The organism is Psychrobacillus insolitus (genome assembly GCF_003254155.1).
Taxonomy (GTDB): Bacteria; Bacillota; Bacilli; order Bacillales_A; family Planococcaceae; genus Psychrobacillus; species Psychrobacillus insolitus.
In genome coordinates, this window is the sequence record NZ_QKZI01000001.1 from 1,040,758 (window position 1) to 1,062,500 (window position 21,743).

Below are 21,743 nucleotides of genomic sequence, written 5' to 3' on the forward strand. Positions count from 1 at the left end.
GAAAACCTACATCAAGCAAAAAGAATGGCTGTTTTTTTTCCTGCCTGAAAATTAAAAAATGTTGCAGCAAAAGTGAATTCACCTTTACTACAACATCAATTGTTGCTTTTTTATTAACGACGAAGTTCTTTAATACGAGCTGCTTTACCACGTAGTTCACGTAGGTAGAACAATTTAGCACGACGAACTTTACCGTGACGAATAATTTCTAAGTTTGCAATTTTTGGTGTGTTTACCGGGAATATACGTTCAACCCCAACACCGTAAGAAATTTTACGCACTGTGAAAGTTTCACTGATTCCGCCTCCACGACGTTGAATTACAACACCTTCATACATTTGAATACGTTCGCGAGTTCCCTCAACTATCTTAACGTGTACACGTACTGTGTCACCTGGACGGAATTTAGGAAGATCTGTACGTAATTGTTCTTTAGTAATTGCTGTAATAATATTTTGCATGATTTTCTCTCCTCTTATAGAATGCTCTTACACCCATTTTCTGTTGCAGCGGAACATCCAAAATCAGTACTCCCCATAGAAGTACATAGTAGAATATACCACAATACAATAACAGATGCAATGCAAAAATCCAAATTTATTCACCTTTTAATTTACGAATCATTTTTTTATCTTCAACACTTAAATTAGCTGAAACTAACAGTTCTGGTCTTCTTTCGAGCGTACGTTTTAAGGATTGCTCTCTTCTCCAATTATCAATTACTGCGTGATTACCGGATAATAAAACATCTGGGACTTTAAAGCCCCGATATTCAACAGGACGAGTATAATGGGGGTGTTCTAACAAACCTGTAGAAAAAGAATCCAATTCATGTGATTCCGAATTCCCCAAAACATTAGGTAATAGTCGAACGACACTATCGACAATCGCCATTGCCGCTATTTCTCCACCAGTCATAACGAAATCTCCTAGTGAGATTTCATCTGTTACTAAATGTTCTCGTATGCGTTCATCATAACCTTCGTAGTGCCCACAAATAAAAATAAGTTCCTCTTCTTGTGCGAGCTCTTCAGCTTTTTTTTGTGAAAATTGTTCTCCTTGCGGGCAAAGTAAAATGATTCGCGGCTCTTTCTTACTTTTGTCCGTAATCGATTCCACCGCATCAAAGATCGGGTCCGGTTTCAATACCATTCCCGCTCCACCACCGTATGGATAATCATCGACTTTGTTGTGCTTATTACCAGAGAAGTCTCGAAAGTTAATGATGTTCAATCTAACCTCCTCTTTTTCCTGTGCTTTTTTCAATATAGATGTTCCAAATACACCTGTGAACATCTCTGGAAAAAGAGAAAGTATATGAATATTCATCATGACAATAAACCGTCTAACACTTCAATTGTAATTTTTTTATTCTTAATATCTATCGATTTTACGACATCTTCAATGTACGGGATATAATGTGTTTTACCCTGTTTAGGTTTGACTGTCCAAACATCATTTGCTCCCGTTTGAAGGATTTCCGTCACTTCACCAATTACATCACCATCTGTCGATTCAACCGTACATCCAATAATTTCATGAAAATAAAATTCATTCTCTTCTAAGTCAGTCAAATATTTTTCCGAAACTTTTAATATTGCATTTCTGAATCCATCTACGTCTTTTAATAGAGAATAGCCTTCAAATGTCAATAAATTGAAATTTTTATGCTTACGATGACTAGCAACTTTAACGGTAATCGGTTTAGAACCATCCGCTTTATGAAGGGCTAGTTCACTTCCTACTTCAAAACGTTCATCCGGAAAGTCCGTCGAAGAAATGACACGAATCTCTCCCCAAATGCCATGAGTATTTACAATTTTACCAACGTTAAACCATTCCATTTGATTTACCTCCTATTTAAGAAAAGCGGAAGCGCCTATGTCTGGCCCGACAGGCAAATGGGGAATCGCGAGGAGGCAGCTCCTCAGCCACCGCAGCGATTTCACATTTGACCCCGAGGGACAAGGAGCTGGAGCTAGACAGTTCTTATTAAGAAAAGCGGAAGCGCCTATATCTGGCCCAATAGACAAGGTTGCTTACGCTAGACCGATTCTTTCTTACCTATCAAAAAAGGGAGAACAATTTGTTCTCCCTTTTTGTACATTAATCTAAAATGTCGACATATGTTTTTTTCTTCTGGTGACTGCCTGCTGCTGAGTAAACAATAGTACGAATCGCTTTCGCTACACGCCCTTGTTTGCCAATTACTTTTCCCATATCTTCAGGATGTACAGATAACTTATAAACTATACGGTTTATACTTTCATCTTTTTCAACCTGAACATTATCGGGATAATCAACTAATGGTTTAACGATTGCTTCGATCAGCTGCTTCACATTGTCACCTCCGATTATTTGCCGAGTTTAATGTTATGGTATTTCTCCATGATTCCTTGATCTGAGAACAAGTTACGAACTGTATCAGATGGTTTCGCACCATCTTGAAGCCATTTTAACGCTAATTCTTCGTTAATTTTAACTTCAGCTGGTTTAGTAAGTGGATTGTAAGTACCTACTGTTTCGATTTGACGACCATCACGCGGTGCGCGAGAGTCTGCTACTACAATACGATAGAATGGAGATTTCTTTGCTCCAATACGTTTTAAACGAATTTTTACTGCCATTTTTTATTGCACCTCCGAATAGTTTCACACAAGATAGTATATTATCAAGCTTTTATTTGTTTGTAAAGTGTTTTTTCTTAACACCTTACTTTTTTTCGAAAAATTTTACTTAAATAGCGAGTCTAAACCCGGCATTTTCATCTTTTTTTTCCCTTTTTGTTGCATGCTAGTCATTTGCTTCATCATTTTTTTCATGTCTTCAAATTGTTTGATCAATCTGTTAACATCTTGAATCGTTGTACCCGATCCTTTAGCAATACGTTTTTTTCTAGGTCCATTAATAATATCGGGTGTCGTTTTTTCTTGCGTAGTCATGGAATAAATAATTGCTTCTACGCGATCCATTTGTTTTTCATCGACTTTCGCATTTTCTAACCCTTTAATTTTACCTGCACCTGGAAGCATTTTAAGAATTTCATCTAATGGACCCATTTGTTTCACTTGACCAATCTGATCTAAGAAATCATCAAATGTAAAAGTTTGCGTACGGAACTTTTCTTCTAGTTCTTTTGCCTTATCTTCATCTACATTTGCTTGGGCCTTTTCGATAAGAGACATCATGTCTCCCATTCCTAAAATACGAGAAGCCATTCTTTCTGGATGAAATTCTTCTAAAGCATCCATTTTTTCACCCATCCCGACAAACTTAATCGGTTTTTGAGTGACAGAACGAATAGACAACGCAGCACCACCGCGGGTATCCCCGTCAAGTTTTGTTAAAATGACACCTGTAATACCAACCGCATCATTAAAATTGTTCGCAACATTAACAGCATCTTGCCCTGTCATTGCATCCACAACTAAAAACACTTCATCAGGCTCTTTAAGTGCACGAATATCCTTTAACTCTTGCATAAGTACTTCATCAATATGCAGACGACCTGCTGTATCAATAATCACTACATCATGATGCTCTTCTTTTGCATGTTCTAATGCTTGTTTCACAATTTCAACAGGAGAGATATCTATTCCTAATGAAAATACTGGTAATGAAAGTTGTTTGCCAATCGTTTCTAGTTGTTTTACAGCCGCAGGTCGATAAATATCAGCTGCTACTAATAAAGGCTTCTTGTTATACTTTTTACGAAGTACATTTGCAAGTTTACCTGTTGTAGTTGTTTTACCGGCACCTTGAAGTCCAACCATCATAATGACCGTTGGCGGTCTTGAAGAGAAAGAAATTTGACTTTGTTCTCCTCCCATCAACTTAGTCAATTCATCTTTTACGATTTTAATGACTTGTTGACCAGGCGTTAAACTTTTCATCACTTCTTGACCAACTGCTCGTTCGGATACATTTTTGACGAATTCTTTTACAACTTTTAAGTTAACATCCGCTTCGATTAACGCACGTCTTACGTCTTTCATCATTTCTTTTACATCTGCTTCAGAAATTTTTCCTTTGCCTTTGATTTTCTGAAGCGTTCCTTGGAGTCGCTCAGCCAATCCTTCAAATGCCATGCACGCCGCCTCCTAATCCCATTCTTTTAATTGATTAATGAGTTTAATCAGTTTATTACCAGATGATTGGTCTATTGTTAATTGCATAATTTGCTCAATTACTTCTTGTCTATTTTCAAACTTAGAAAATAAATTTAGCTTTTCTTCATACTCTTCTAACATTGCTTCTGTACGTCTTATATTATCATACACCGCTTGCCTAGAAATAGAGTATTCTTCTGCAATTTCTCCAAGTGATAAATCATCTAAATAATAAAGTTGCATATAGCTTCTTTGTTTATCTGTCAATAATGCTTGGTAAAAATCGAAGAGAAAATTCATACGAGTTGTTTTTTCAATCATTCCCATCTCTCCTTACCAATCCAATTGTCACTCATTAGTGTATAAATAGTTTGTAAGTCTGTCAAGTGTTTTTACTTGTCTCCATCATTTTCACTTTCAAATTCTAAGCCTTCTGCGAAAAGTCCGTACACATATTTTTCTGCATCAAATGGTTGTAAGTCGTCCATTTTTTCACCTAGACCGACAAATTTAACTGGTATATGCAACTTATTGCGAATAGCAAGCACAATTCCGCCTTTTGCAGTACCATCCAGCTTCGTTAACACAATTCCCGTAACATTTGTAACCTCTTTAAATGTCTGCGCTTGAACAAGCGCATTTTGACCTGTAGTCGCATCCAGAGCAAGTAAAACTTCATGAGGAGCATTCGGGATTTCTCGTGAAATAACACGATGAATTTTTTCTAACTCATTCATTAAATTTACTTTGTTTTGAAGTCTACCAGCTGTGTCACATATTAACACATCTACACCTCTTGTTTTTGCCGCTCTAATAGCGTCATACATGACAGCGGCAGGGTCAGAGCCTTCTGCTTGTTTAATCACTTCTACACCAACTCTATCGCCCCAAACCTGAAGTTGATCAATTGCACCTGCACGGAATGTATCTCCAGCAGCTAGCATTACTTTTTTACCTTCACCTTTTAGACGATGTGCAAGTTTCCCTATAGTCGTTGTTTTCCCAACACCATTTACTCCTACGAATAAAATAACAGACAATGCCTCTTCTTCAAGATTTAATTCTGTCATATTTTCATCGCCAGCTTCATAAATTTCAACGAGCTTCTCGGAAATGACTGACTGAATACCAGTAGTATCTTTTATGTTTTTACGTTTCACTTCAAAACGAAGTGAATCCATTAACTCCACTACGGTTTCAAATCCAACATCAGCCTGTAGTAAAATTTCCTCTAATTCTTCAAAGAAATCTTCATCCACTTTACGATATTTTGCTACTAAATCATTTACTTTTGATGTAAATTGATTTCTAGTCTTCGCTAGGCCCTCTTTGAACTTATTGGTAATTGTAACTGTTTCTTCAATTTCTTCGGTTGTACCCATCATTTTGTCTTTGATTTTCTTGAAAAAACTCATTTGGTAGCTCCTTTAAACTAAAATTTCTTCTTCTAATTTTACTGAAACCAATTTTGATATCCCTGATTCCTGCATCGTTATACCATACAATACATCTGCACCTTCCATCGTACCTTTACGATGCGTAATAACAATGAACTGTGTATCATGACTAAATTTCTTCAAATAATTACTATAACGAGTAACATTTGCTTCATCAAGCGCAGCTTCTACTTCATCCAAAATACAAAATGGTACTGGCCGAGTTTGTAGAATAGCAAACAATAGAGCAATCGCCGTTAAAGCACGTTCTCCACCAGATAAAAGAGAAAGGTTTTGTAGCTTTTTACCTGGTGGTTGCGCAATAATATCTACTCCTGTATAGAGCAAATTACTAGGATCCGTTAAGACTAGATCCGCTTGACCTCCGCCAAACAATTCTCGGAATACAACTTTAAAGTGTTTTTGAATCTCATAAAAAGTCGTTTCAAAGCGCATCGTCATTTCTTCATCCATTTCTTTAATAACTTCATGCAAAGTGTCTTTTGCAGAGAGTAAATCTTCTCGCTGCTCTGTTAAAAAGGAATGACGTTCATTCACTTGTTCATACTCTTCTATAGAACTTAAGTTTATCGGCCCCAATTCGTCAATAGAACGCTTAAGTAAAATAACCTTTTTCCGTGCTAAATCTTCATCCATACTAAACGGGAAATCTTTCTCCGCCTCATCAAGCGTCAATTCATACGTATCTTCTAAATGATCTTTTAGAGCAGTCATTTCTACTTCTAATTTACTTAACTTAATCTCTACAGTTCTTTCTTCATTCAGTTGAATTTCGGCTTGTTGTTGTAACTTTTTCAACTCACTTTCAAACTCATTGATATTATTTGACAGAGTAGACCTCTTCGATTTTATCGCTTGAATATGCATAATTAAATTGTCTTTCGTCGTTTTACATGTAATCATCAATTTACTTATTTCTTCCGCACTAGGACCTTCTTGGTCGTCCGTTTCATACCAAGCTATTTCTCTTTGTAAAGTATGAACTTTTTTGGAGGTTGTTAAAATCGAGCTCTCGAGTTGAACTCTTTCTTTTTCTTGTTGGGTAATCTGTTCATTCACTACAGCAATTTGAGATAATAAGGCACCCAGCTCATTTTGGAACTTATCTTTTTCTTCAATAGATTGTTGCTTCAACAATTGTAACTGATCTATTGACTGTTGAATTGAAACCAGTGATTCTTTAATTTCAGCGCTTCTTTTAGCAGTTTTTTCTTTTTTACCAACTAAATCTACATGCAGATTACTTTTCTCAGCTTTTTCTTCATCGTACTCTAATAATTGGCTAGTCAGTCGAGCTATAATCGCTGCACATTCCCTTGTTTCAGATAATAGCTTAAGCTCTTCTTCTCTTAATACTTCTCCAGCTAAACGAGTTTCTTCTAAATCTTTTTTCATTTGTTGTACCGCTTGTTTGTTTGTAGAAACAGCCTTTTCAGCTTGTAGTACTGACTGTTCTAAGTCTATTAACTTTTCATTTAGCTGCTCTAATTCTGCCTTCCGTGTGAATAAGGATGATTGTTGTTTAACGGATCCACCTGTTAAAGAACCCCCTGCATTCACAACATCCCCATCTAATGTAACAAAACGATACCTAAATTGCACAGAGGCTGCCATATCATTTGCACCCTTTAAATCTTTTGCAATAATAATACTTCCTAGTAAATTTTCCACAATGATTTTATATTCATCGCTATAATTTACTAGCATATCTGCTGTGTTAACAAATGATGGATGTTTTTTTATGGACGCTAATGTTTGCTCATTTAATTTTCGAGATTTCATCACTTGAAGTGGTAAAAACGTTGCTCTACCAACTCGTTTCTTTTTTAACCACTCGATCGCATGTCTAGCATCTTGACTTGAGTTTGTAATAATATGCTGAGATTGTTGACCAATCGCAGTATCGATAGCATTCATATACTGTTTGGGGATTTGGATAAGTTCAGCAACTGCTCCATGAATTCCTTCCAATTCTTTTTTATCCCTTGCAACCAGCACTTCTTTAACACCTTGGAAGAAACCTGAGAATTCGGACTCTAATTCTTCGAGTGAATCTTTTCTGGCTTTTAATTGATGCTTCATTTGGTAAGCCTTTTGGAGCATCGTTTGCTGTTCTTCGAAAGTACTTTCTAATTGTTCAGAGGCTTGTCGTTTCATTTGAAAATCGTGCAACCTTTGCGCAAGATTCCTTTGACAATCCGTTAGCAACTGATCTAATTCTTTTTTACGATGTGTTAGTTTTTCTAGTTCAATTTTAATTTCTTGGTAATCTTCAATCATTTTCTCAGAAGATACGAGCTGAGATTGCAATTGTTGCTCCATGTGCTTCATTTCATTTTTCATCGTTGCTTCTTCGTTTAGTAAATCAATATATGTGCCTTTTAACGCTTCAATCTCTTCTTCTAGTTCAGAGGCTGATTTATTTAAGACACGATCAATTTGCTGCTTTTTCGTACGAAGTTCTTTTAACAGCACTACTCTACCTGATTTCGAGCTATTATTTTCTTTTAACTGGTTTTCTAATAATTGAAGATTTTCTTTCTCTTCTTCAAATACTTTTTTCAACTGCGCAATTTGCTGACTGGCATTTTGCTTTTTCTCTGCAAGCAACAGCTTTCTACCTTCCAAACGTTCTAGCTCAGAAGTCGCCTCAAGTAAACTAGTTTGAGATACATCCAAATTCTCATCAACATCAGACATTTCTTTTCGACTATTTTGAATGCTGACTTCAATATCTTTTAAATGTATAGTGAGTACTTGTTTTATTTCTAGTAGTGCATTCATTTTTTGTTGAAGTACGGTATTTTTACTAACACATAATCGCAAGTCATGTGCTATAACAGCAATTTCTATGTCTTTTAGTTCTTCAGACATAGTTAAATAATCAGATGCTAATGAAGCCTGAATTTGTAACGGCTCCATACGGTCATCTAATTCATGTAAAATATCCAACACTCGATTTAAATTATCATCTGTTTCAATTAGTTTGAATTCGGCTTTCTTTTTCCGTTGCTTATATTTAAGCACACCAGCAGTTTCTTCAAAAATTGTTCTTCGATCATCTGGGCGACTATTGAGAATCTCATCAACACGCCCTTGAGAAATAATTGAAAAAGCTTCTTTTCCAAGACCTGAATCCATAAACAAGTCAGTGATGTCCTTCAGTCTGCATGTTTGCTTATTAAGAAGATATTCACTTTCTCCAGAACGGTATACTCTTCTTGTAACATTTATTTCGTTAAAATCTAGTGCAACTCGTTGCTCTGAGTTGTCTAATATTAATGTAACTTCTGCAAAATTCAATGCTTTTCTAGAATCACTTCCTGCAAAAATAACATCTTCCATTTTTGCACCACGAAGAGATTTGGCCGATTGCTCCCCTAAAACCCATCTAATCGCATCCGTTACATTACTTTTCCCACTACCATTTGGACCTACTACCGCGGTTACACCTGGAACAAAATCAATTCCTATTCTGTCAGCAAATGATTTGAATCCCATTATTTCTAATCGTTTAAGGAACAAATTTTATTCCTCCTGTTCATAATCCTTTAATGCGATTATTGCTATTCTTGCAGCTTGTTGCTCTGCTTCTTTTTTCGAACGACCATTCCCAATGCCAAGTTCTTTGGAATTTAACATCACGCGAGAAACAAATGTGCGATCGTGTGCTGGTCCTTTTTCCTCCACAATTTCATAATTTAACATACCATTATTTTTTTGTTGAATAACTTCTTGCAATTGACTTTTATAATCCATCACATGCGAAAAAGCACCGATTTCAACTTTAGGGAATATCACCTGTTCTAAGAAAGAAATAACTGGATCTAAGCCCTGATCTAAATATAAAGCACCGATAAATGCCTCAAACACATCTGCTAGTAATGCTGGTCTCTCACGGCCACCTGTAAGCTCTTCTCCCTTACCAAGTAAAACGTATTTCCCATAACCAAGCTCATTTGCAAAAATGACTAATGATGGTTCACAAACAATTGCTGCACGAAGTTTTGTCAGCTCACCTTCGCTCATAGTTGTGTATTCTTGATATAGATATTGGGAAACCGACAATTCTAACACGGCATCTCCCAAAAACTCTAATCGTTCATTATCGGTGAATAGTTTCCGGCGATGCTCATTCACATAGGATGAATGTGTGAATGCAGTGTACAATAATGTTGGATTTTTAAAATGGATATTAAAATAATCTTGAAACTCTTCAAACTGCAGTTTTACAGTTTCAGGATAAACTGCTTTTTTTGTATGCGTACTTTTACGATTTACTTTCATGAATAATCTGCCTTTCTTGCAATTTTAGCTTCAGACTTTGTCTTCCACTTTTCTTATGCTTCATTTATCCTTCTAAGTTTACCTGTTTATATTGCAATGTGCAAAAAGAAATAGAGACGCTCCTACCAATTATTCACAAAGAATAAAGGAGAACGTCTCTTTTACTATTTAAGCTTGTTTACTTTCAATATAACTAACTGCAGTTGCTACAGTTGAAATTTGCTCAGCATCTTCATCTGAAATTTCCATATCGAACTCATCTTCAAGTTCCATAACTAATTCAACTACATCTAGAGAGTCAGCACCTAAATCTTCACGGAAAGATGCTTCTAATTTCACTTCGCTTTCATCTACACCTAGACGATCCACGATTACTTTTGTAACACGTTCTAAAACTGTTGACACATTTGTCACCTCCCCTCAATGATTATACAAAAAACTTCTAGTCAATGAAAGCCAAAACTTACATATACATACCGCCATTAACATGTAATGTTTGTCCAGTAATATAATTTGCATCTTCAGAAGCTAGAAATGCTACAGCTTTTGCAATATCTTCAGGATTTCCAAACTTCGCAAGTGGAATTTGGCTAAGCATTTGTGTTTTTACTTCTTCCGGAAGGGCATCCGTCATATCTGTTGTAATAAACCCCGGTGCAACCGAATTCACCGTAATATTACGACTAGCTAGCTCTATTGCATTTGACTTAGTTAACCCGATTACGCCAGCTTTTGCTGCAACATAGTTTGCTTGACCAGCATTCCCAGATACACCAACGATAGAAGTAATATTAATAATACGACCAGCACGTTGCTTCATCATTTGTCTTGTAACAGCTTTTGTACATAAGAAAACACCTTTTAGATTCGTATTTAGTACATCATCCCATTCTTGCTCTTTCATACGCATGAGTAAATTATCACGAGTAATCCCTGCGTTATTAACAAGAATATCGATTGAACCAAATTGCTCTAAAGTTGTACTAATTAAGTTTTGAACACTATCTGCTTGGTCCACATTTGCTTGAATTGCAAATGCTTCTCCGCCATTTGCTTTAATTTCTTCTACTACAGCATCTGCTTTTTCTTTGCTTCCGCTATAGTTTACCGCCACTTTGGCACCTTCTCTTGCAAGGTAAAGGGCAATATCTTTACCTATCCCTCGAGATGCCCCAGTTACAATTGCTGATTTACCTTGTAATTTACCCATTTAAACGCTCCCCTAAGTCTGAGATTACTTGTTGTAAGGATTCTTCATCAAATACACAATAAGTAGTGACTGAACGATCAATTTTTTTCACTAATCCACTCAGTACTTTTCCAGGTCCACACTCGATGAATACCGTTACACCAAGTTCGATCATTTTTTGTACAGATTCTTCCCATCGTACGGGTGAATATAACTGCTCTACTAGAAGATTTTTTATCACGCTAGATTCTGTAACAGGCCCCGCTGTTACATTTGAAATGACAGGTATTTTTGCTTCCTGTAAATCAATAGAAGTAATAGCTTCGTCTAATTTATGTGCTGCAGGCCGCATTAATTCCGAATGGAAAGGACCACTAACTACTAATGGTATTGCTCTTTTTGCACCTGCTTCTTTTGCCTGTATAGAAGCTTCTTGTACTCCAGCAGCAGTTCCAGAAATAACAATTTGTCCAGGACAATTTAAGTTCGCTACTTGCACTGTCTCGCCAGTATTAGTTACGGCATCTGTTACAGCAGTTAATGCAGCTCTTTCAAGACCTAATATAGCTGCCATCGCACCAACACCTGCTGGTACTGCTTCATTCATAAATAAACCTCTTTGATGAACTAATAAAACAGCTTCTTCAAATCGAATTACACCCGATGCAACAAGAGCCGAATACTCTCCTAGACTGTGACCAGCTGTATAGTGTGGAGTAATGCCTGCTTCGATTAATTTGCTCGAAATCATTGAACTCGTCGTTAGTAATGCAGGTTGAGCATGATACGTTTTAGTCAATTCCTCCGCAGGTCCATTAAGCATGATATCAGATATTGAAAATCCTAATACTTGGTCTGCTTGTTGATAAAATCGGTTACTTTTGTCATCATTTTCAATTAATTGTTTACCCATACCTACAGATTGAGATCCTTGTCCAGGAAAGATAAATGCAATTTTAGTCATTAGATGATTCCTTTCGTAATGTGGTTTGAATGATGTCACATACATTATGCTCTACCATTGTTCTTGCTTGTCTAATCGCATGGAAGATGGCATTTGCATTAGAAGAACCATGCGCTTTAATAACAGGAGCTTTCAAACCGAATAACCCTGCTCCACCATATTCCGAGTAATCTAGTTTATTTTTTATTCCACGAAGTTCATTTTTTACTAATAGTGCTGAAATTTTTGTTTTGGTTGAAGTGTTGAAAGCTTCTTTTAACAATGTGAATATTCCAGATGCAGTACCTTCAAGTGTTTTCAATACCATATTCCCAGTAAATCCATCCGTTACAATAACATCTGCAACTCCTGTAAGTAAATCTCTCGATTCTACATTGCCTACGAAATTAATAGGTGCTTCTTTCAATAAAGTAAATGCAGCTTTCGTCAGCTCATTCCCCTTTATATCCTCCGTTCCGATATTTAGCAATCCAACTCTCGGATTAGCAATACCACGGACTTTTTCTGCATAGACACTACCCATTACCGCAAATTGCTGCAAGTGTTCGGGTTTGGCATCTGCATTTGCACCCATATCTAGCATAACAAATCCTTTTCCGTCGAGCGTAGGTAGCGTTGAAGAAAGCGCTGGACGGTCTACTTGATCGATACGACCAACGATAAATAATCCTGCAGCCATTAAAGCTCCTGTATTCCCAGCGGAAACACAACCATCAGCCTCACCTGTTTTTACGGATTCAGCCATTTTTACCATCGATGAATTTTTCTTGCGACGAATTGCACGAACGGGTTCATCCGTTCCTTCAATCACTTCATCTGTATGTATTACTTGCAAACGTTCATGAGCAGTAACTAAGGGTGCTAGCTTTTGTTCGTCCCCATATAACTGTATTTCTAAATCTTCAAAAGTTTGTAAAGCTTGGAGTACACCTTTTACGATTTCATGCGGAGCATTATCTCCACCCATTGCATCTATTGAAATTTTCATACGTCATCACCCTTTTTAAGACTTCGTCACTCGGTACCTCGGTACATATTAAACTGACCAACAAATACTGTTTCGTTCTCAACTTTGCTCGTCACTTCTATACGAGTACTATTTTTTTCTACGTCTCTAGATACTACCACTGCTTTAGCTATTACTCTATCTCCAACTTTTACAGGTTTTACAAAAGTAATAATCGATTTTCTTGTAAGAGCCAACTCATCATTAATCACGGCAACTGCCAATGAATTTGCTTGAGCGAATAAATGATGACCCCTAGCAATTCCATTTCTAGCAAAAGCATGATCTGAAGTAATATCCAATAGCGAAATTGCTTGATTATCTAAATCGATATCGATAATTTCTCCAATAACTTCATCAATTGGAAGTGACTTTACCTCTTCTTCATAATTATGGGCAGCTACTGACTTTATACGTTCACGTAATTCTGGAATAGAAAGTTCCATTCGATCTAAACGAATTGTCTGCACACTTACACTAAATGTAGTGGCCAGATTTTCATCCGTTATAAATGGATTTTTAGTTAATGTTTCTAAAAGACTTTTTTGACGTTCCTTTTTTGTGTATTTCATCCAATCACCACCATTTTAGCACTTGGTACTAATATCAGTATATAAATATTAAAAAAAGAATGCAAGAGATGATTCAAAATCATTCTTACATTCTTTTTAGTCGATCCGTTCTCCTTCAAGTACTTTTGAATTTATAAGAACGGAACGCAAACCTTCCATTTCTTCCGAATGCCAAAAATCGACAGAGTTCAGCATTTTTTCCGCATCTACTTTCGCAGTATTCAATGCTCGGTAATCATGTACAAGATCAGCCACTTTAAATTCCGGTAATCCACTTTGCTTTCTTCCAAAAAAATCACCAGGTCCTCGCAATTCTAAATCTTTTTCCGCAAGTACAAATCCATCATTTGTTTCTGTCATGGACATCATACGTTCTTTGCCTTCTTCCGATTTAGGATCGGCTAGTAAAATACAATAAGACTGATGTTCCCCACGCCCTACTCTTCCACGGAGTTGATGAAGCTGGGCCAGTCCAAAACGTTCCGCATCAAAAATAATCATAAAAGTAGCATTTGGTACATTCACTCCAACCTCAACAACAGTTGTTGAAACAAGTACTTGCACTTTTCCTTCTGAGAATTCTCGCATGACTCCTTCTTTTTCATCTGAGTGAAGTCGTCCGTGCATGAGACCTACTGTATAGTCCTTCCCTAGTGCTGCGGACATCATAGTATATACATCTACTACATTTTGCACGTCGAGCTTTTCTGATTCTTCAATAAGTGGGCAAATAATATAAGCTTGTCTTCCGTTTGCTAATTCTCGGGTTAATCGAACGATTATTTTATGAAGTTGATCCTCTTTCATCCAATGCGTATCAATTTCTTTTCGCCCAGCAGGCATTTCATCAATAATAGATACGTCCATTTCTCCGAAAGCAGTAATCGCTAAAGTTCGAGGTATCGGAGTCGCCGTCATAAATAAAACATCTGGATTTTCTCCTTTTTCTTTCAATACTCTACGTTGTTCTACACCAAAACGATGTTGCTCATCTGTAATTACTAAACCAAGTTGGTTAAACAGTATATCCGGTTGGATCAATGCATGCGTTCCGATTAATAAATCAATATTGCCTGCTTCCAAATTTTCTAAAACGATTCGTCGAGCCTTTGTTTTGGTTGACCCTGTAAGAAGTGCCATCCTGACTCCCATAGGGGAAAGCCACTCATCTAAAGAACTTGCATGTTGCTCTGCTAATATTTCAGTAGGAGCCATTAATGCCCCTTGATATCCCGCAGTGATGACAGCGTATAAACTAATTGCTGCAACCACTGTTTTTCCCGATCCCACATCTCCTTGTAAAAGACGATTCATACGGTGAGGTTCTTTTAAGTCTCTACAAATCTCATTAACTACTCTTTTTTGTGCATTGGTCAATTCATATGGAAGAGTTTCAATTAATTTTTTCAGCTGATTATTGTCGTAAGCAACACTATTTCCTTTATTTTGCTCTTTTCTCACTTTTTTTATCGCTTGCATTTTAAGCTGAAAAATAAGAAGTTCCTCATATACAAATCGTCGCCTTGCATTTTTAGAATGATCCACATTTTGAGGGAAATGAATTCCTTCTAACGCTTCTGAAATGCCGGGTAAACGATAAGTAATTCGAAGTGATTCTGGAAGAACATCGATTAAAACCTGCGCTAATTCATCTAATGCTAATCGCATAAATTTTCGGAAAGTCTTTTGATTTATTGTACCTTTTAACGAATAAACAGGTTCAAAGTCTTGCTGATCTGTTTTTGGACCAGAAGAAAATGTTGTAACATTCACAACTTGTCTACCTCTGTCCCATTTACCAGTTACAGTAACTACCTGGCCCAACTCTAATTTTGTTTTTAAATATGCTTGATTGAAAAACACCGCTTTTATTAGATGCTGACCAGCTAATAAACGTACTTGTAATCGTGATTTATTTTTCCCTAAAAAAAGAAGAGAAGGTTCACTTTCGACCCTTCCTTCCACGGTTACTCGCTCATTATGCGGAGTTTCTGCTAAATTCTTCAAGCGGAAGTCCTCATGTCTATAAGGAAAAGTCATTACTAAGTCTTCTAGCGTTTCAATTCCCAACTCGTGTAATGCTGTAGCAGTGCCACTCCCCACTCCTTTTAAGGAAGTGACTAACTCGTCTTTTTTAGTTGTTTCCACTTACAACTGCTCCCCCAAAGATCTTAGCTTCTAACCATTTACCAGTAGGAGTTGCTGCAAGTCCACCTTGAGCAGTTTCTTTCAAAGAAGTAGGCATTGACTGACCAATTTTATACATTGCATCAATTACTTCGTCACATGGAATTCGACTTGTTACTCCTGCAAGTGCCATGTCTGCTGCTACAAGTGAATTGGATGCACCCATTGCATTTCGTTTTACGCACGGTACTTCCACAAGCCCTGCTACAGGGTCACAAACTAAGCCAAGCATATTTTTTAGTGTAATAGCAAATGCCTCTGCACATTGATCAGGCGTTCCACCAGCCATCTCTACGATTGCAGCTGCCGCCATACCTGCAGCTGAGCCAACCTCTGCCTGACATCCACCAGCTGCTCCTGAAATCGAGGCATTATTTGCTACAACAAAGCCAAATGCTCCAGCATTAAATAAATAACGAATCATTTGTTCTCTTGTTGGGTTTAATTTGTTTTTCACTGCAAACAAAGTGCCAGGTACCACGCCTGCAGATCCAGCAGTTGGTGTTGCACAAATTGTTCCCATTGCAGCATTTACTTCATTAGTCGCAACTGCTTTGCTCACTGCATCTAACATTACATCACCACATAAAGAATTTCCCTTTTTCATATACGCTTGCAAAAGAACTGCATCTCCACCTGTTAATCCAGATTTAGAGAATACTCCATTTAATCCTTTTTCAACGGCTTCTTCCATCACCGTCAAATTACGATCCATTTGAGCCATAATCTCTTCTCGTGTACGTTCTGTAATGAGCATTTCTTGTTCAATCATTATTTCAGAAATTAGTTTTTGTTCTTTATTCGCGCGATCAACTAATTCTCTTACATTACGAAATAATACGTCCATTTCATTTCCTCCTTAATCCGCTATTCTTCTAACTTGTGTAATATTAGGTAATTTAGCAATTTCAGCTAAGATAGAGTCATTTATATTTTGATCCACTTCAATAATCATTAACGCCATATTTCCTTTCTCTTTTCGAGAAACTTCCATATGTCCAATATTTATATTATATAACGCTAAACAGTTCGCTACACTTGCTATGCAGCCAGATCGGTCTTCATGTCCAACTAAGATAGCGGATAATTCACCAGAAAGACGTAGTAGAAAGCCATTTAACTCGGTAATCTCCGTTTTTCCTCCACCAATTGATATTCCGACCATTGACATTTCTCGTTCGTCATCCCCAATAACAATACGTGCAGTATTCGGGTGCTCAGTATGTGCCGTTTCTGGAATAAATTCGAAAGTAAGGCCTGCTGTTTTCGCATCGTCAAATGCAGTTTTAATCCGTTCATCAAATGTATCATAGTTAAGTAAACCACCTACTATTGCTACATCGGTGCCATGCCCTTTATATGTTTCAGCGAAAGATCCATACAAGTGTATTCTTGCCCATGTAGGTTGTTTACCGAATAAATCTCTTGCTATTTTACCAATACGTGCAGCTCCAGCGGTATGAGAAGAAGATGGTCCAATCATCACAGGCCCAATAATATCAAAAACTGATTTGAACTTCATTGCATAGACCTCCCAATATTTATTGCTTTCTCTTTATTCTACACATTATTTAAGCATTAAACAAAGATTATGCAGAAGAGTAGCACAGACGTAAAAGACCACGAGAATGACTAGATTCTCGTGGTCTTTTGATAAAAGATAATATTACTATAAGATTCGTCCGAAGCAAACCGAAAATGTCCATGTGAAAAAAGGGCGCTTTCGCTTTTCTTTATTCCACCGACAATATATATGGATAGAGTGGTTGTTTACCATTATACACTTCAACTTCAACATCTTCATATTGTTCTTCAATGAATGATGCTAAGTTTTTCGCTTCCTCTTCCGTAACATCTTCGCCATAAATAATAGTCACTATTTCTGCATCTTCATGAATGATAGACTGTGCAAGTTTATGTGCACCTACTTGTAGGGAAGGATTGGAAAAAATAATCTTCCCTTCTGCTATTGCCATGAAATCATCTTTTTTAATCTCAACACCATCAATTGAAGTATCGCGAACTGCAAAAGTTATTTGACCAGTTTTCACATGAGCAAATGCATTTGTCATATTCTTTTTGTTTTCTTCTACAGTAGCTTGTGAATTAAATGCAAGAATTGCTGCCATTCCTTGGGGAATAGTTTTTGTCGGCACAACTGCAGCTTCAATTCCTAGAACTTCTACCGCTTGCTCTGCAGCCATTACTATATTTTTATTGTTTGGCAAAATCAATACACGCTCTGCATGAACAGATTGAATTGCTTTTACTATATCTTCAGTAGAAGGGTTCATCGTTTGACCACCCTCAATTACCGCTGATGCTCCTAAACTTTTTAATAGTTCAACAACTCCCTTACCCATAGCTACAGTCACTACTGCGTAAGGATGTGCTACTTCTTTTTTAACTGGAGCTTCTTTAGAAAATCCTTCACCAACAATATCAGTATGTTGTTGACGCATATTGTCAATTTTTATTTTAATAAGATCTCCATACTGCTGACCATAAGAGAGTACTTCTCCTGGTGTTTCTGAGTGTATATGAATTTTTGCTATTTCTTCATCTGAGATTACTAACAAAGAATCACCGTAAGCGCTTAAATCATTTCTAAAATCCGTTTCATCAAAAAGTTTTTTTCCTTCTTCAAAACGAACCATAAATTCTGTACAGAATCCAAATTCAATATCTACAGTCTCCATAAATCCTTGAACATTCTTATGATGTTCTGCATTTACAAGATCATCCATAGATGAACTCACTGTTTTTTCAGGAAGTGCTTCTCCCTTTAGGCTCGCTAAAAATCCTTCGTAGACATAGACAAGTCCTTGTCCACCACTATCCACAACACCAACTTCTTTTAAAACAGGAAGTAAGTCGGGCGTTCTATTGAGTGATTGTATTGCTTCTTCTACAACCGCAGCCATTAGAATGCGAATATCTTCTTCTGTCTCACTTACTTCGACAGCTTTATTAGCAGAATCTTTTGCGACAGTTAAAATAGTACCTTCAACTGGCTTCATAACTGCTTTATATGCAGTTTCAACACCATAATTTAAGGCTTGCGCAAATTGTTTTGTATTTAATGTATCAAACTGTTCGACCGATTTGCCGAAGCCTCTGAATAATTGAGATAAGATCACACCGGAGTTTCCTCTAGCTCCCATTAACAAACCCTTAGATAAGGCTTGTGCTGTTTTACCAACATGTTCTACTGTATGTGCAGCAGTTTCTTTCGCACCAGAAGTCATCGAAAGATTCATATTTGTTCCTGTATCACCATCTGGGACAGGAAATACATTTAATGCATCGACGTAATCTGCATTTTGAAAAAGATGATGAGCGCCCATCTTAATCATGTCTGCAAATTGGATACCATTGATAGATTTCATAATTTTCTCTCCCTTATTCACACGTTTGCCACGCGAACTCCTTGTACGTAAACATTTACGGATTTCACTGACATACCAAGAGATTTATTAAGTGTATATTTCACTTTGGATTGCACTTGATAAGCTATTTCAGAAATTTTCGTTCCGTAACTAACTACTATATACATATCAATATGTAAATCTTCTTTTTCTTGTCTCACTAAAACACCTTTAGTAAAATTTTCTTTTCCTAATATGTCTGTTAAACCATCTTTTATTTGATGTTTTGAAGCCATACCAACAATACCGTAGCATTCAATAGCAGCTCCTCCAGCAATTTGTGCTACTGCATCTTGCGATATATCAATCTGTCCGAATTCGTTTTTCAATTCAATTGACATGTTGAAACCTCCAAAGTCCTTTTTTACTATCCATTATTGTACTACACCATAAGGAATTATAAAAGAGTATGTTACTTAAGTCTAGTTTTAAAACGATTTTACGAATACGTACTTTTCATAAAACTAAAATTGTGACACAAACGAGCGCCTTCCACTTTTCATGGTGGCTAGTTACAGGCGCTATCGACTCGAGGTCACATGTCAATCCGTCCAAAAGGTTAAAGTACAACCTTTTTGCCGGCTTGTCATGTGCTTGTCGTCGATGAACGAGCGCCTTCCACTTTTCATGGTGGCTAGCTTCAGCGCCTTGCTCCTCGGGGTCAAATGTGAATATTCTACGTCCAACAAGTTGGACTGCGAATTTCCCCATTTGCCTGTCGGAACAAAACAGGCACTTACGCTTTTCATGGTGTAAAGGTTTTTTTCTTGATATCTCTTGCACATAGTAGTCGTCTGTGGTAAATTATTAAAGTATGTGAAATAACGAACTGAAAAAACTTTCAGCTTCTTTTTTAAGGAGGAAATATAATGCCAAAAGTATGTGTAATTACTGGGCGTAAAGCTCGTGCTGGTAACGCTCGTTCTCACGCTATGAACTCTACAAAACGTACATGGGGTGCTAACTTACAAAAAGTTCGTATTCTTGTAAACGGTAAACCAAAACGTGTATGGGTTTCTGCTAGAGCTTTAAAATCAGGCAAAGTTGAGCGCGTTTAATCGCACTCATAATTAATGCCAGGCCGACAATTAATTGTCGACCTGGCATTTTTTCATTTTTTCTTTTCTTCTTTCTTAAATAGACGAATACATACTTTCACGAAACTACTAACTGATTTAGGTAATTTAAATGTGTAGACCTTCACACAATATTCCTCCCTTTTAGTCACTGCTTCTTATCATTAAGCATATGCCTTTGGTAAAAGAGATAGTACTTGTTTGGCCTATTACTTCATTACTTGTAAATTTTGAGTTCCCCATTGCAATGTTTTCATTTGTCACTTCATATAAAAAACCTCTTAACCAAACTGCTTCTACTGTTTCACCGAATGAAAAAAATGAAATGTATTTATACATATGATTCGACTCAATAAGATGAGTACCAGGAAGTAAAAATCGAATAATGTTTTGTTTATTTTGAATCGAAAAAATCACATCAGGGTTACTCATTTGAAATTGAAACATATCATGCAATACCGCTTCATAATGATCTAGTCTACCACCGGTTACAGCGGTCAATATAATCTGGTCTGGCTTATAAGTTAATGCTTGAATAACCGCAATATGGGTATCTGTTTCATCTTTTTCCTCCTGTAATTTGGTTATTTTCCCCACTTTTTGTTCCAGGTAATGGAACTCATCATCTAAAAGCGAGTCAAAATCACCAATTATTTCATTTGGTATAATTCCATTTTCTATTAGATGCATTGCTCCTCTATCTGCCCCGATAAAAACAATTTCATCTTTCAAAAGAGGAAGTTGTTTAAAATCAACAACTTCCTCTTTTGGGCCACCTGAACAAATGACTACTCGCTTCATTTACTTACAGCACTTAATCCAGCATTTTTGATAGCTTGTAAAGCTTTTCCTTTATCAGGCGCATTATAAATCGCAGAACCTGCTACAAATATAGTTGCACCAGCTTCTACACAAGGAATAATCGTTTCTTCATTTATCCCGCCATCTATTTCTATTTCAATTGATAAGTTTCTTTCTTTTATCAAATCTGCAAGTTGTTTCACTTTGGGTACGACAGAATGAATAAACTTTTGCCCACCAAATCCAGGATTTACAGTCATAAATAGAACCATATCAATATCTTCTAACACATGTTGAATCGATTCAATTGGTGTATGGGGATTTAGTACAACACCTGGTTTCACGCCGAAAGAACGAATTAATTGAATCGTTCTGTGAAGATGCGGAGAAGCTTCTACATGCACCGTAATATAGTCTGCTCCGGCTTTTGCAAATGCTTCAATATATCGATCTGCATTTTCGATCATTAAATGAACATCTAAAGGTAATTTTGTCAAAGGTCTAAGCGCTTCTACAACTATCGGCCCCATCGTTATATTCGGAACAAAATGACCATCCATCACATCAATATGAATAAGTTCTGCTCCTGCTTTTTCAACTTCTAATACTTCTTCTCCTAATTTTGAAAAATTAGCTGCTAGAATAGATGGAGCTATTTTCACCATGT

Annotated in this window: 25 protein-coding genes; 2 read left to right on the forward strand and 23 right to left on the reverse strand. The window is 36.8% G+C overall.

The genetic code is table 11. From position 1 onward, the window contains the following. Positions 1–113: 113 nt before the first annotated feature. The 3 genes from rplS to rimM all read right to left on the reverse strand — a co-directional run bounded on the left by rplS (position 114) and on the right by rimM (position 1,844). Positions 114–461 carry a 50S ribosomal protein L19 gene (rplS, locus tag C7437_RS05195; RefSeq protein WP_111438557.1) on the reverse strand — a complete coding sequence of 116 codons (348 nt, stop codon included), beginning with the start codon at positions 459–461 and terminating at the stop codon, positions 114–116. 136 nt (positions 462–597) lie between these two features. Beyond that, on the reverse strand, positions 598–1,329 hold the full coding sequence (trmD, locus tag C7437_RS05200; protein WP_111439002.1) for a tRNA (guanosine(37)-N1)-methyltransferase TrmD: 732 nt from the start codon (positions 1,327–1,329) through the stop codon (positions 598–600). Then, positions 1,329–1,844, reverse strand: a complete 516-nt coding sequence (rimM, locus tag C7437_RS05205; RefSeq protein WP_111438558.1) for a ribosome maturation factor RimM — start codon at positions 1,842–1,844, stop codon at positions 1,329–1,331. The genes trmD and rimM overlap by 1 nt, the downstream gene beginning before the upstream one ends. 37 nt (positions 1,845–1,881) lie before the next feature. On the opposite strand from rimM, the gene C7437_RS05210 reads away from it, so the two are divergent. Next, positions 1,882–2,115: a hypothetical protein gene (locus tag C7437_RS05210; protein ID WP_111438559.1), complete on the forward strand. Its 234-nt coding sequence runs from the start codon at positions 1,882–1,884 to the stop codon at positions 2,113–2,115. On the opposite strand, the gene C7437_RS05215 is transcribed toward C7437_RS05210, so the two are convergent. The 17 genes from C7437_RS05215 to C7437_RS05295 all read right to left on the reverse strand — a co-directional run bounded on the left by C7437_RS05215 (position 2,107) and on the right by C7437_RS05295 (position 19,540). Then, positions 2,107–2,340 (reverse strand): KH domain-containing protein, encoded by a 234-nt coding sequence (locus C7437_RS05215; RefSeq protein WP_111438560.1) that lies wholly within the window; start codon positions 2,338–2,340, stop codon positions 2,107–2,109. The two genes, C7437_RS05210 and C7437_RS05215, sit on opposite strands and share 9 nt — an antisense overlap. Positions 2,341–2,354: 14 nt before the next feature. Further along, positions 2,355–2,627 carry a 30S ribosomal protein S16 gene (gene rpsP / locus C7437_RS05220; RefSeq protein ID WP_111438561.1) on the reverse strand — a complete coding sequence of 91 codons (273 nt, stop codon included), beginning with the start codon at positions 2,625–2,627 and terminating at the stop codon, positions 2,355–2,357. Positions 2,628–2,732: 105 nt separating this feature from the next. After that, complete coding sequence (ffh, locus tag C7437_RS05225) at positions 2,733–4,088, reverse strand: signal recognition particle protein (protein WP_111438562.1); 1,356 nt, start codon at positions 4,086–4,088, stop codon at positions 2,733–2,735. 12 nt (positions 4,089–4,100) lie between these two features. Next, the gene (locus C7437_RS05230) at positions 4,101–4,430 is read right to left on the reverse strand and encodes a putative DNA-binding protein (protein ID WP_111438563.1); all 330 of its coding nucleotides are present in this window, start codon (positions 4,428–4,430) and stop codon (positions 4,101–4,103) included. Between the two features lie 71 nt (positions 4,431–4,501). Next, positions 4,502–5,524, reverse strand: a complete 1,023-nt coding sequence (ftsY, locus tag C7437_RS05235; protein ID WP_111438564.1) for a signal recognition particle-docking protein FtsY — start codon at positions 5,522–5,524, stop codon at positions 4,502–4,504. Positions 5,525–5,536: 12 nt separating this feature from the next. Beyond that, on the reverse strand, positions 5,537–9,091 hold the full coding sequence (gene smc / locus C7437_RS05240; protein ID WP_111438565.1) for a chromosome segregation protein SMC: 3,555 nt from the start codon (positions 9,089–9,091) through the stop codon (positions 5,537–5,539). Between the two features lie 3 nt (positions 9,092–9,094). Next, positions 9,095–9,853, reverse strand: coding sequence for a ribonuclease III (rnc, locus tag C7437_RS05245; protein WP_111438566.1), 759 nt, complete (start codon positions 9,851–9,853; stop codon positions 9,095–9,097). A gap of 168 nt (positions 9,854–10,021) precedes the next feature. Then, positions 10,022–10,258: an acyl carrier protein gene (gene acpP, locus C7437_RS05250; protein WP_111438567.1), complete on the reverse strand. Its 237-nt coding sequence runs from the start codon at positions 10,256–10,258 to the stop codon at positions 10,022–10,024. Positions 10,259–10,316: 58 nt separating this feature from the next. Further along, the gene (gene fabG, locus C7437_RS05255; protein WP_111438568.1) at positions 10,317–11,063 is read right to left on the reverse strand and encodes a 3-oxoacyl-[acyl-carrier-protein] reductase; all 747 of its coding nucleotides are present in this window, start codon (positions 11,061–11,063) and stop codon (positions 10,317–10,319) included. After that, entirely contained in the window at positions 11,056–12,006 is a 951-nt protein-coding gene (gene fabD / locus C7437_RS05260; protein ID WP_111438569.1) for an ACP S-malonyltransferase, read from the reverse strand. Before fabD ends, fabG begins: the two co-directional genes overlap by 8 nt. Next, entirely contained in the window at positions 11,999–12,994 is a 996-nt protein-coding gene (gene plsX / locus C7437_RS05265; RefSeq protein WP_111438570.1) for a phosphate acyltransferase PlsX, read from the reverse strand. The genes fabD and plsX overlap by 8 nt, the downstream gene beginning before the upstream one ends. A 26-nt stretch (positions 12,995–13,020) precedes the next feature. Next, entirely contained in the window at positions 13,021–13,584 is a 564-nt protein-coding gene (gene fapR, locus C7437_RS05270; protein WP_111438571.1) for a transcription factor FapR, read from the reverse strand. Positions 13,585–13,680: 96 nt separating this feature from the next. Next, positions 13,681–15,732, reverse strand: a complete 2,052-nt coding sequence (gene recG / locus C7437_RS05275) for an ATP-dependent DNA helicase RecG (RefSeq protein WP_111438572.1) — start codon at positions 15,730–15,732, stop codon at positions 13,681–13,683. Beyond that, positions 15,719–16,618 carry an L-serine ammonia-lyase, iron-sulfur-dependent, subunit alpha gene (gene sdaAA / locus C7437_RS05280; protein WP_111438573.1) on the reverse strand — a complete coding sequence of 300 codons (900 nt, stop codon included), beginning with the start codon at positions 16,616–16,618 and terminating at the stop codon, positions 15,719–15,721. Before sdaAA ends, recG begins: the two co-directional genes overlap by 14 nt. 12 nt (positions 16,619–16,630) lie before the next feature. Continuing rightward, a complete protein-coding gene (gene sdaAB, locus C7437_RS05285) occupies positions 16,631–17,293 on the reverse strand; it encodes an L-serine ammonia-lyase, iron-sulfur-dependent subunit beta (protein WP_111438574.1) in 663 nt (220 codons plus the stop codon). A 211-nt stretch (positions 17,294–17,504) separates the two neighbouring features. Further along, complete coding sequence (locus C7437_RS05290; protein ID WP_111438575.1) at positions 17,505–19,160, reverse strand: DAK2 domain-containing protein; 1,656 nt, start codon at positions 19,158–19,160, stop codon at positions 17,505–17,507. 17 nt (positions 19,161–19,177) lie between these two features. Then, positions 19,178–19,540, reverse strand: coding sequence for an Asp23/Gls24 family envelope stress response protein (locus C7437_RS05295; RefSeq protein WP_111438576.1), 363 nt, complete (start codon positions 19,538–19,540; stop codon positions 19,178–19,180). Between the two features lie 528 nt (positions 19,541–20,068). Between C7437_RS05295 and rpmB the strand changes: the two genes are divergently transcribed. Next, positions 20,069–20,257: a 50S ribosomal protein L28 gene (gene rpmB / locus C7437_RS05305; protein WP_111438578.1), complete on the forward strand. Its 189-nt coding sequence runs from the start codon at positions 20,069–20,071 to the stop codon at positions 20,255–20,257. Between the two features lie 53 nt (positions 20,258–20,310). Here rpmB and spoVM read toward each other — a convergent pair whose 3' ends face one another. Genes spoVM through rpe form a run of 3 tightly spaced genes read right to left on the reverse strand, consistent with a single transcriptional unit; the run spans position 20,311 to position 21,741 of the window. Then, complete coding sequence (gene spoVM / locus C7437_RS05310; RefSeq protein ID WP_111438579.1) at positions 20,311–20,403, reverse strand: stage V sporulation protein SpoVM; 93 nt, start codon at positions 20,401–20,403, stop codon at positions 20,311–20,313. A 16-nt stretch (positions 20,404–20,419) separates the two neighbouring features. Continuing rightward, positions 20,420–21,076, reverse strand: coding sequence for a thiamine diphosphokinase (locus C7437_RS05315; RefSeq protein WP_111438580.1), 657 nt, complete (start codon positions 21,074–21,076; stop codon positions 20,420–20,422). After that, positions 21,073–21,741, reverse strand: coding sequence for a ribulose-phosphate 3-epimerase (gene rpe / locus C7437_RS05320; RefSeq protein WP_111438581.1), 669 nt, complete (start codon positions 21,739–21,741; stop codon positions 21,073–21,075). Before rpe ends, C7437_RS05315 begins: the two co-directional genes overlap by 4 nt. Positions 21,742–21,743: the final 2 nt, after the last annotated feature.

What these genes read in the sequence shown, in the direction of transcription:
- rpe (WP_111438581.1), bottom strand. Translation starts at nt 21,741, where the DNA reads ATGGTGAAAATAGCTCCATCTATTCTAGCAGCTAATTTTTCAAAATTA.
- C7437_RS05210 (WP_111438559.1), top strand. Translation starts at nt 1,882, where the DNA reads ATGTCTGGCCCGACAGGCAAATGGGGAATCGCGAGGAGGCAGCTCCTC.
- ftsY (WP_111438564.1), bottom strand. Translation starts at nt 5,524, where the DNA reads ATGAGTTTTTTCAAGAAAATCAAAGACAAAATGATGGGTACAACCGAA.
- rpsP (WP_111438561.1), bottom strand. Translation starts at nt 2,627, where the DNA reads ATGGCAGTAAAAATTCGTTTAAAACGTATTGGAGCAAAGAAATCTCCA.
- fabG (WP_111438568.1), bottom strand. Translation starts at nt 11,063, where the DNA reads ATGGGTAAATTACAAGGTAAATCAGCAATTGTAACTGGGGCATCTCGA.
- fapR (WP_111438571.1), bottom strand. Translation starts at nt 13,584, where the DNA reads ATGAAATACACAAAAAAGGAACGTCAAAAAAGTCTTTTAGAAACATTA.
- trmD (WP_111439002.1), bottom strand. Translation starts at nt 1,329, where the DNA reads ATGAATATTCATATACTTTCTCTTTTTCCAGAGATGTTCACAGGTGTA.
- sdaAB (WP_111438574.1), bottom strand. Translation starts at nt 17,293, where the DNA reads ATGAAGTTCAAATCAGTTTTTGATATTATTGGGCCTGTGATGATTGGA.
- rnc (WP_111438566.1), bottom strand. Translation starts at nt 9,853, where the DNA reads ATGAAAGTAAATCGTAAAAGTACGCATACAAAAAAAGCAGTTTATCCT.
- sdaAA (WP_111438573.1), bottom strand. Translation starts at nt 16,618, where the DNA reads ATGGACGTATTATTTCGTAATGTAAGAGAATTAGTTGATCGCGCGAAT.
- ffh (WP_111438562.1), bottom strand. Translation starts at nt 4,088, where the DNA reads ATGGCATTTGAAGGATTGGCTGAGCGACTCCAAGGAACGCTTCAGAAA.
- C7437_RS05290 (WP_111438575.1), bottom strand. Translation starts at nt 19,160, where the DNA reads ATGAAATCTATCAATGGTATCCAATTTGCAGACATGATTAAGATGGGC.
- plsX (WP_111438570.1), bottom strand. Translation starts at nt 12,994, where the DNA reads ATGAAAATTTCAATAGATGCAATGGGTGGAGATAATGCTCCGCATGAA.
- fabD (WP_111438569.1), bottom strand. Translation starts at nt 12,006, where the DNA reads ATGACTAAAATTGCATTTATCTTTCCTGGACAAGGATCTCAATCTGTA.
- rimM (WP_111438558.1), bottom strand. Translation starts at nt 1,844, where the DNA reads ATGGAATGGTTTAACGTTGGTAAAATTGTAAATACTCATGGCATTTGG.
- C7437_RS05295 (WP_111438576.1), bottom strand. Translation starts at nt 19,540, where the DNA reads ATGTCAATTGAATTGAAAAACGAATTCGGACAGATTGATATATCGCAA.
- C7437_RS05230 (WP_111438563.1), bottom strand. Translation starts at nt 4,430, where the DNA reads ATGATTGAAAAAACAACTCGTATGAATTTTCTCTTCGATTTTTACCAA.
- C7437_RS05315 (WP_111438580.1), bottom strand. Translation starts at nt 21,076, where the DNA reads ATGAAGCGAGTAGTCATTTGTTCAGGTGGCCCAAAAGAGGAAGTTGTT.
- rplS (WP_111438557.1), bottom strand. Translation starts at nt 461, where the DNA reads ATGCAAAATATTATTACAGCAATTACTAAAGAACAATTACGTACAGAT.
- rpmB (WP_111438578.1), top strand. Translation starts at nt 20,069, where the DNA reads ATGCCAAAAGTATGTGTAATTACTGGGCGTAAAGCTCGTGCTGGTAAC.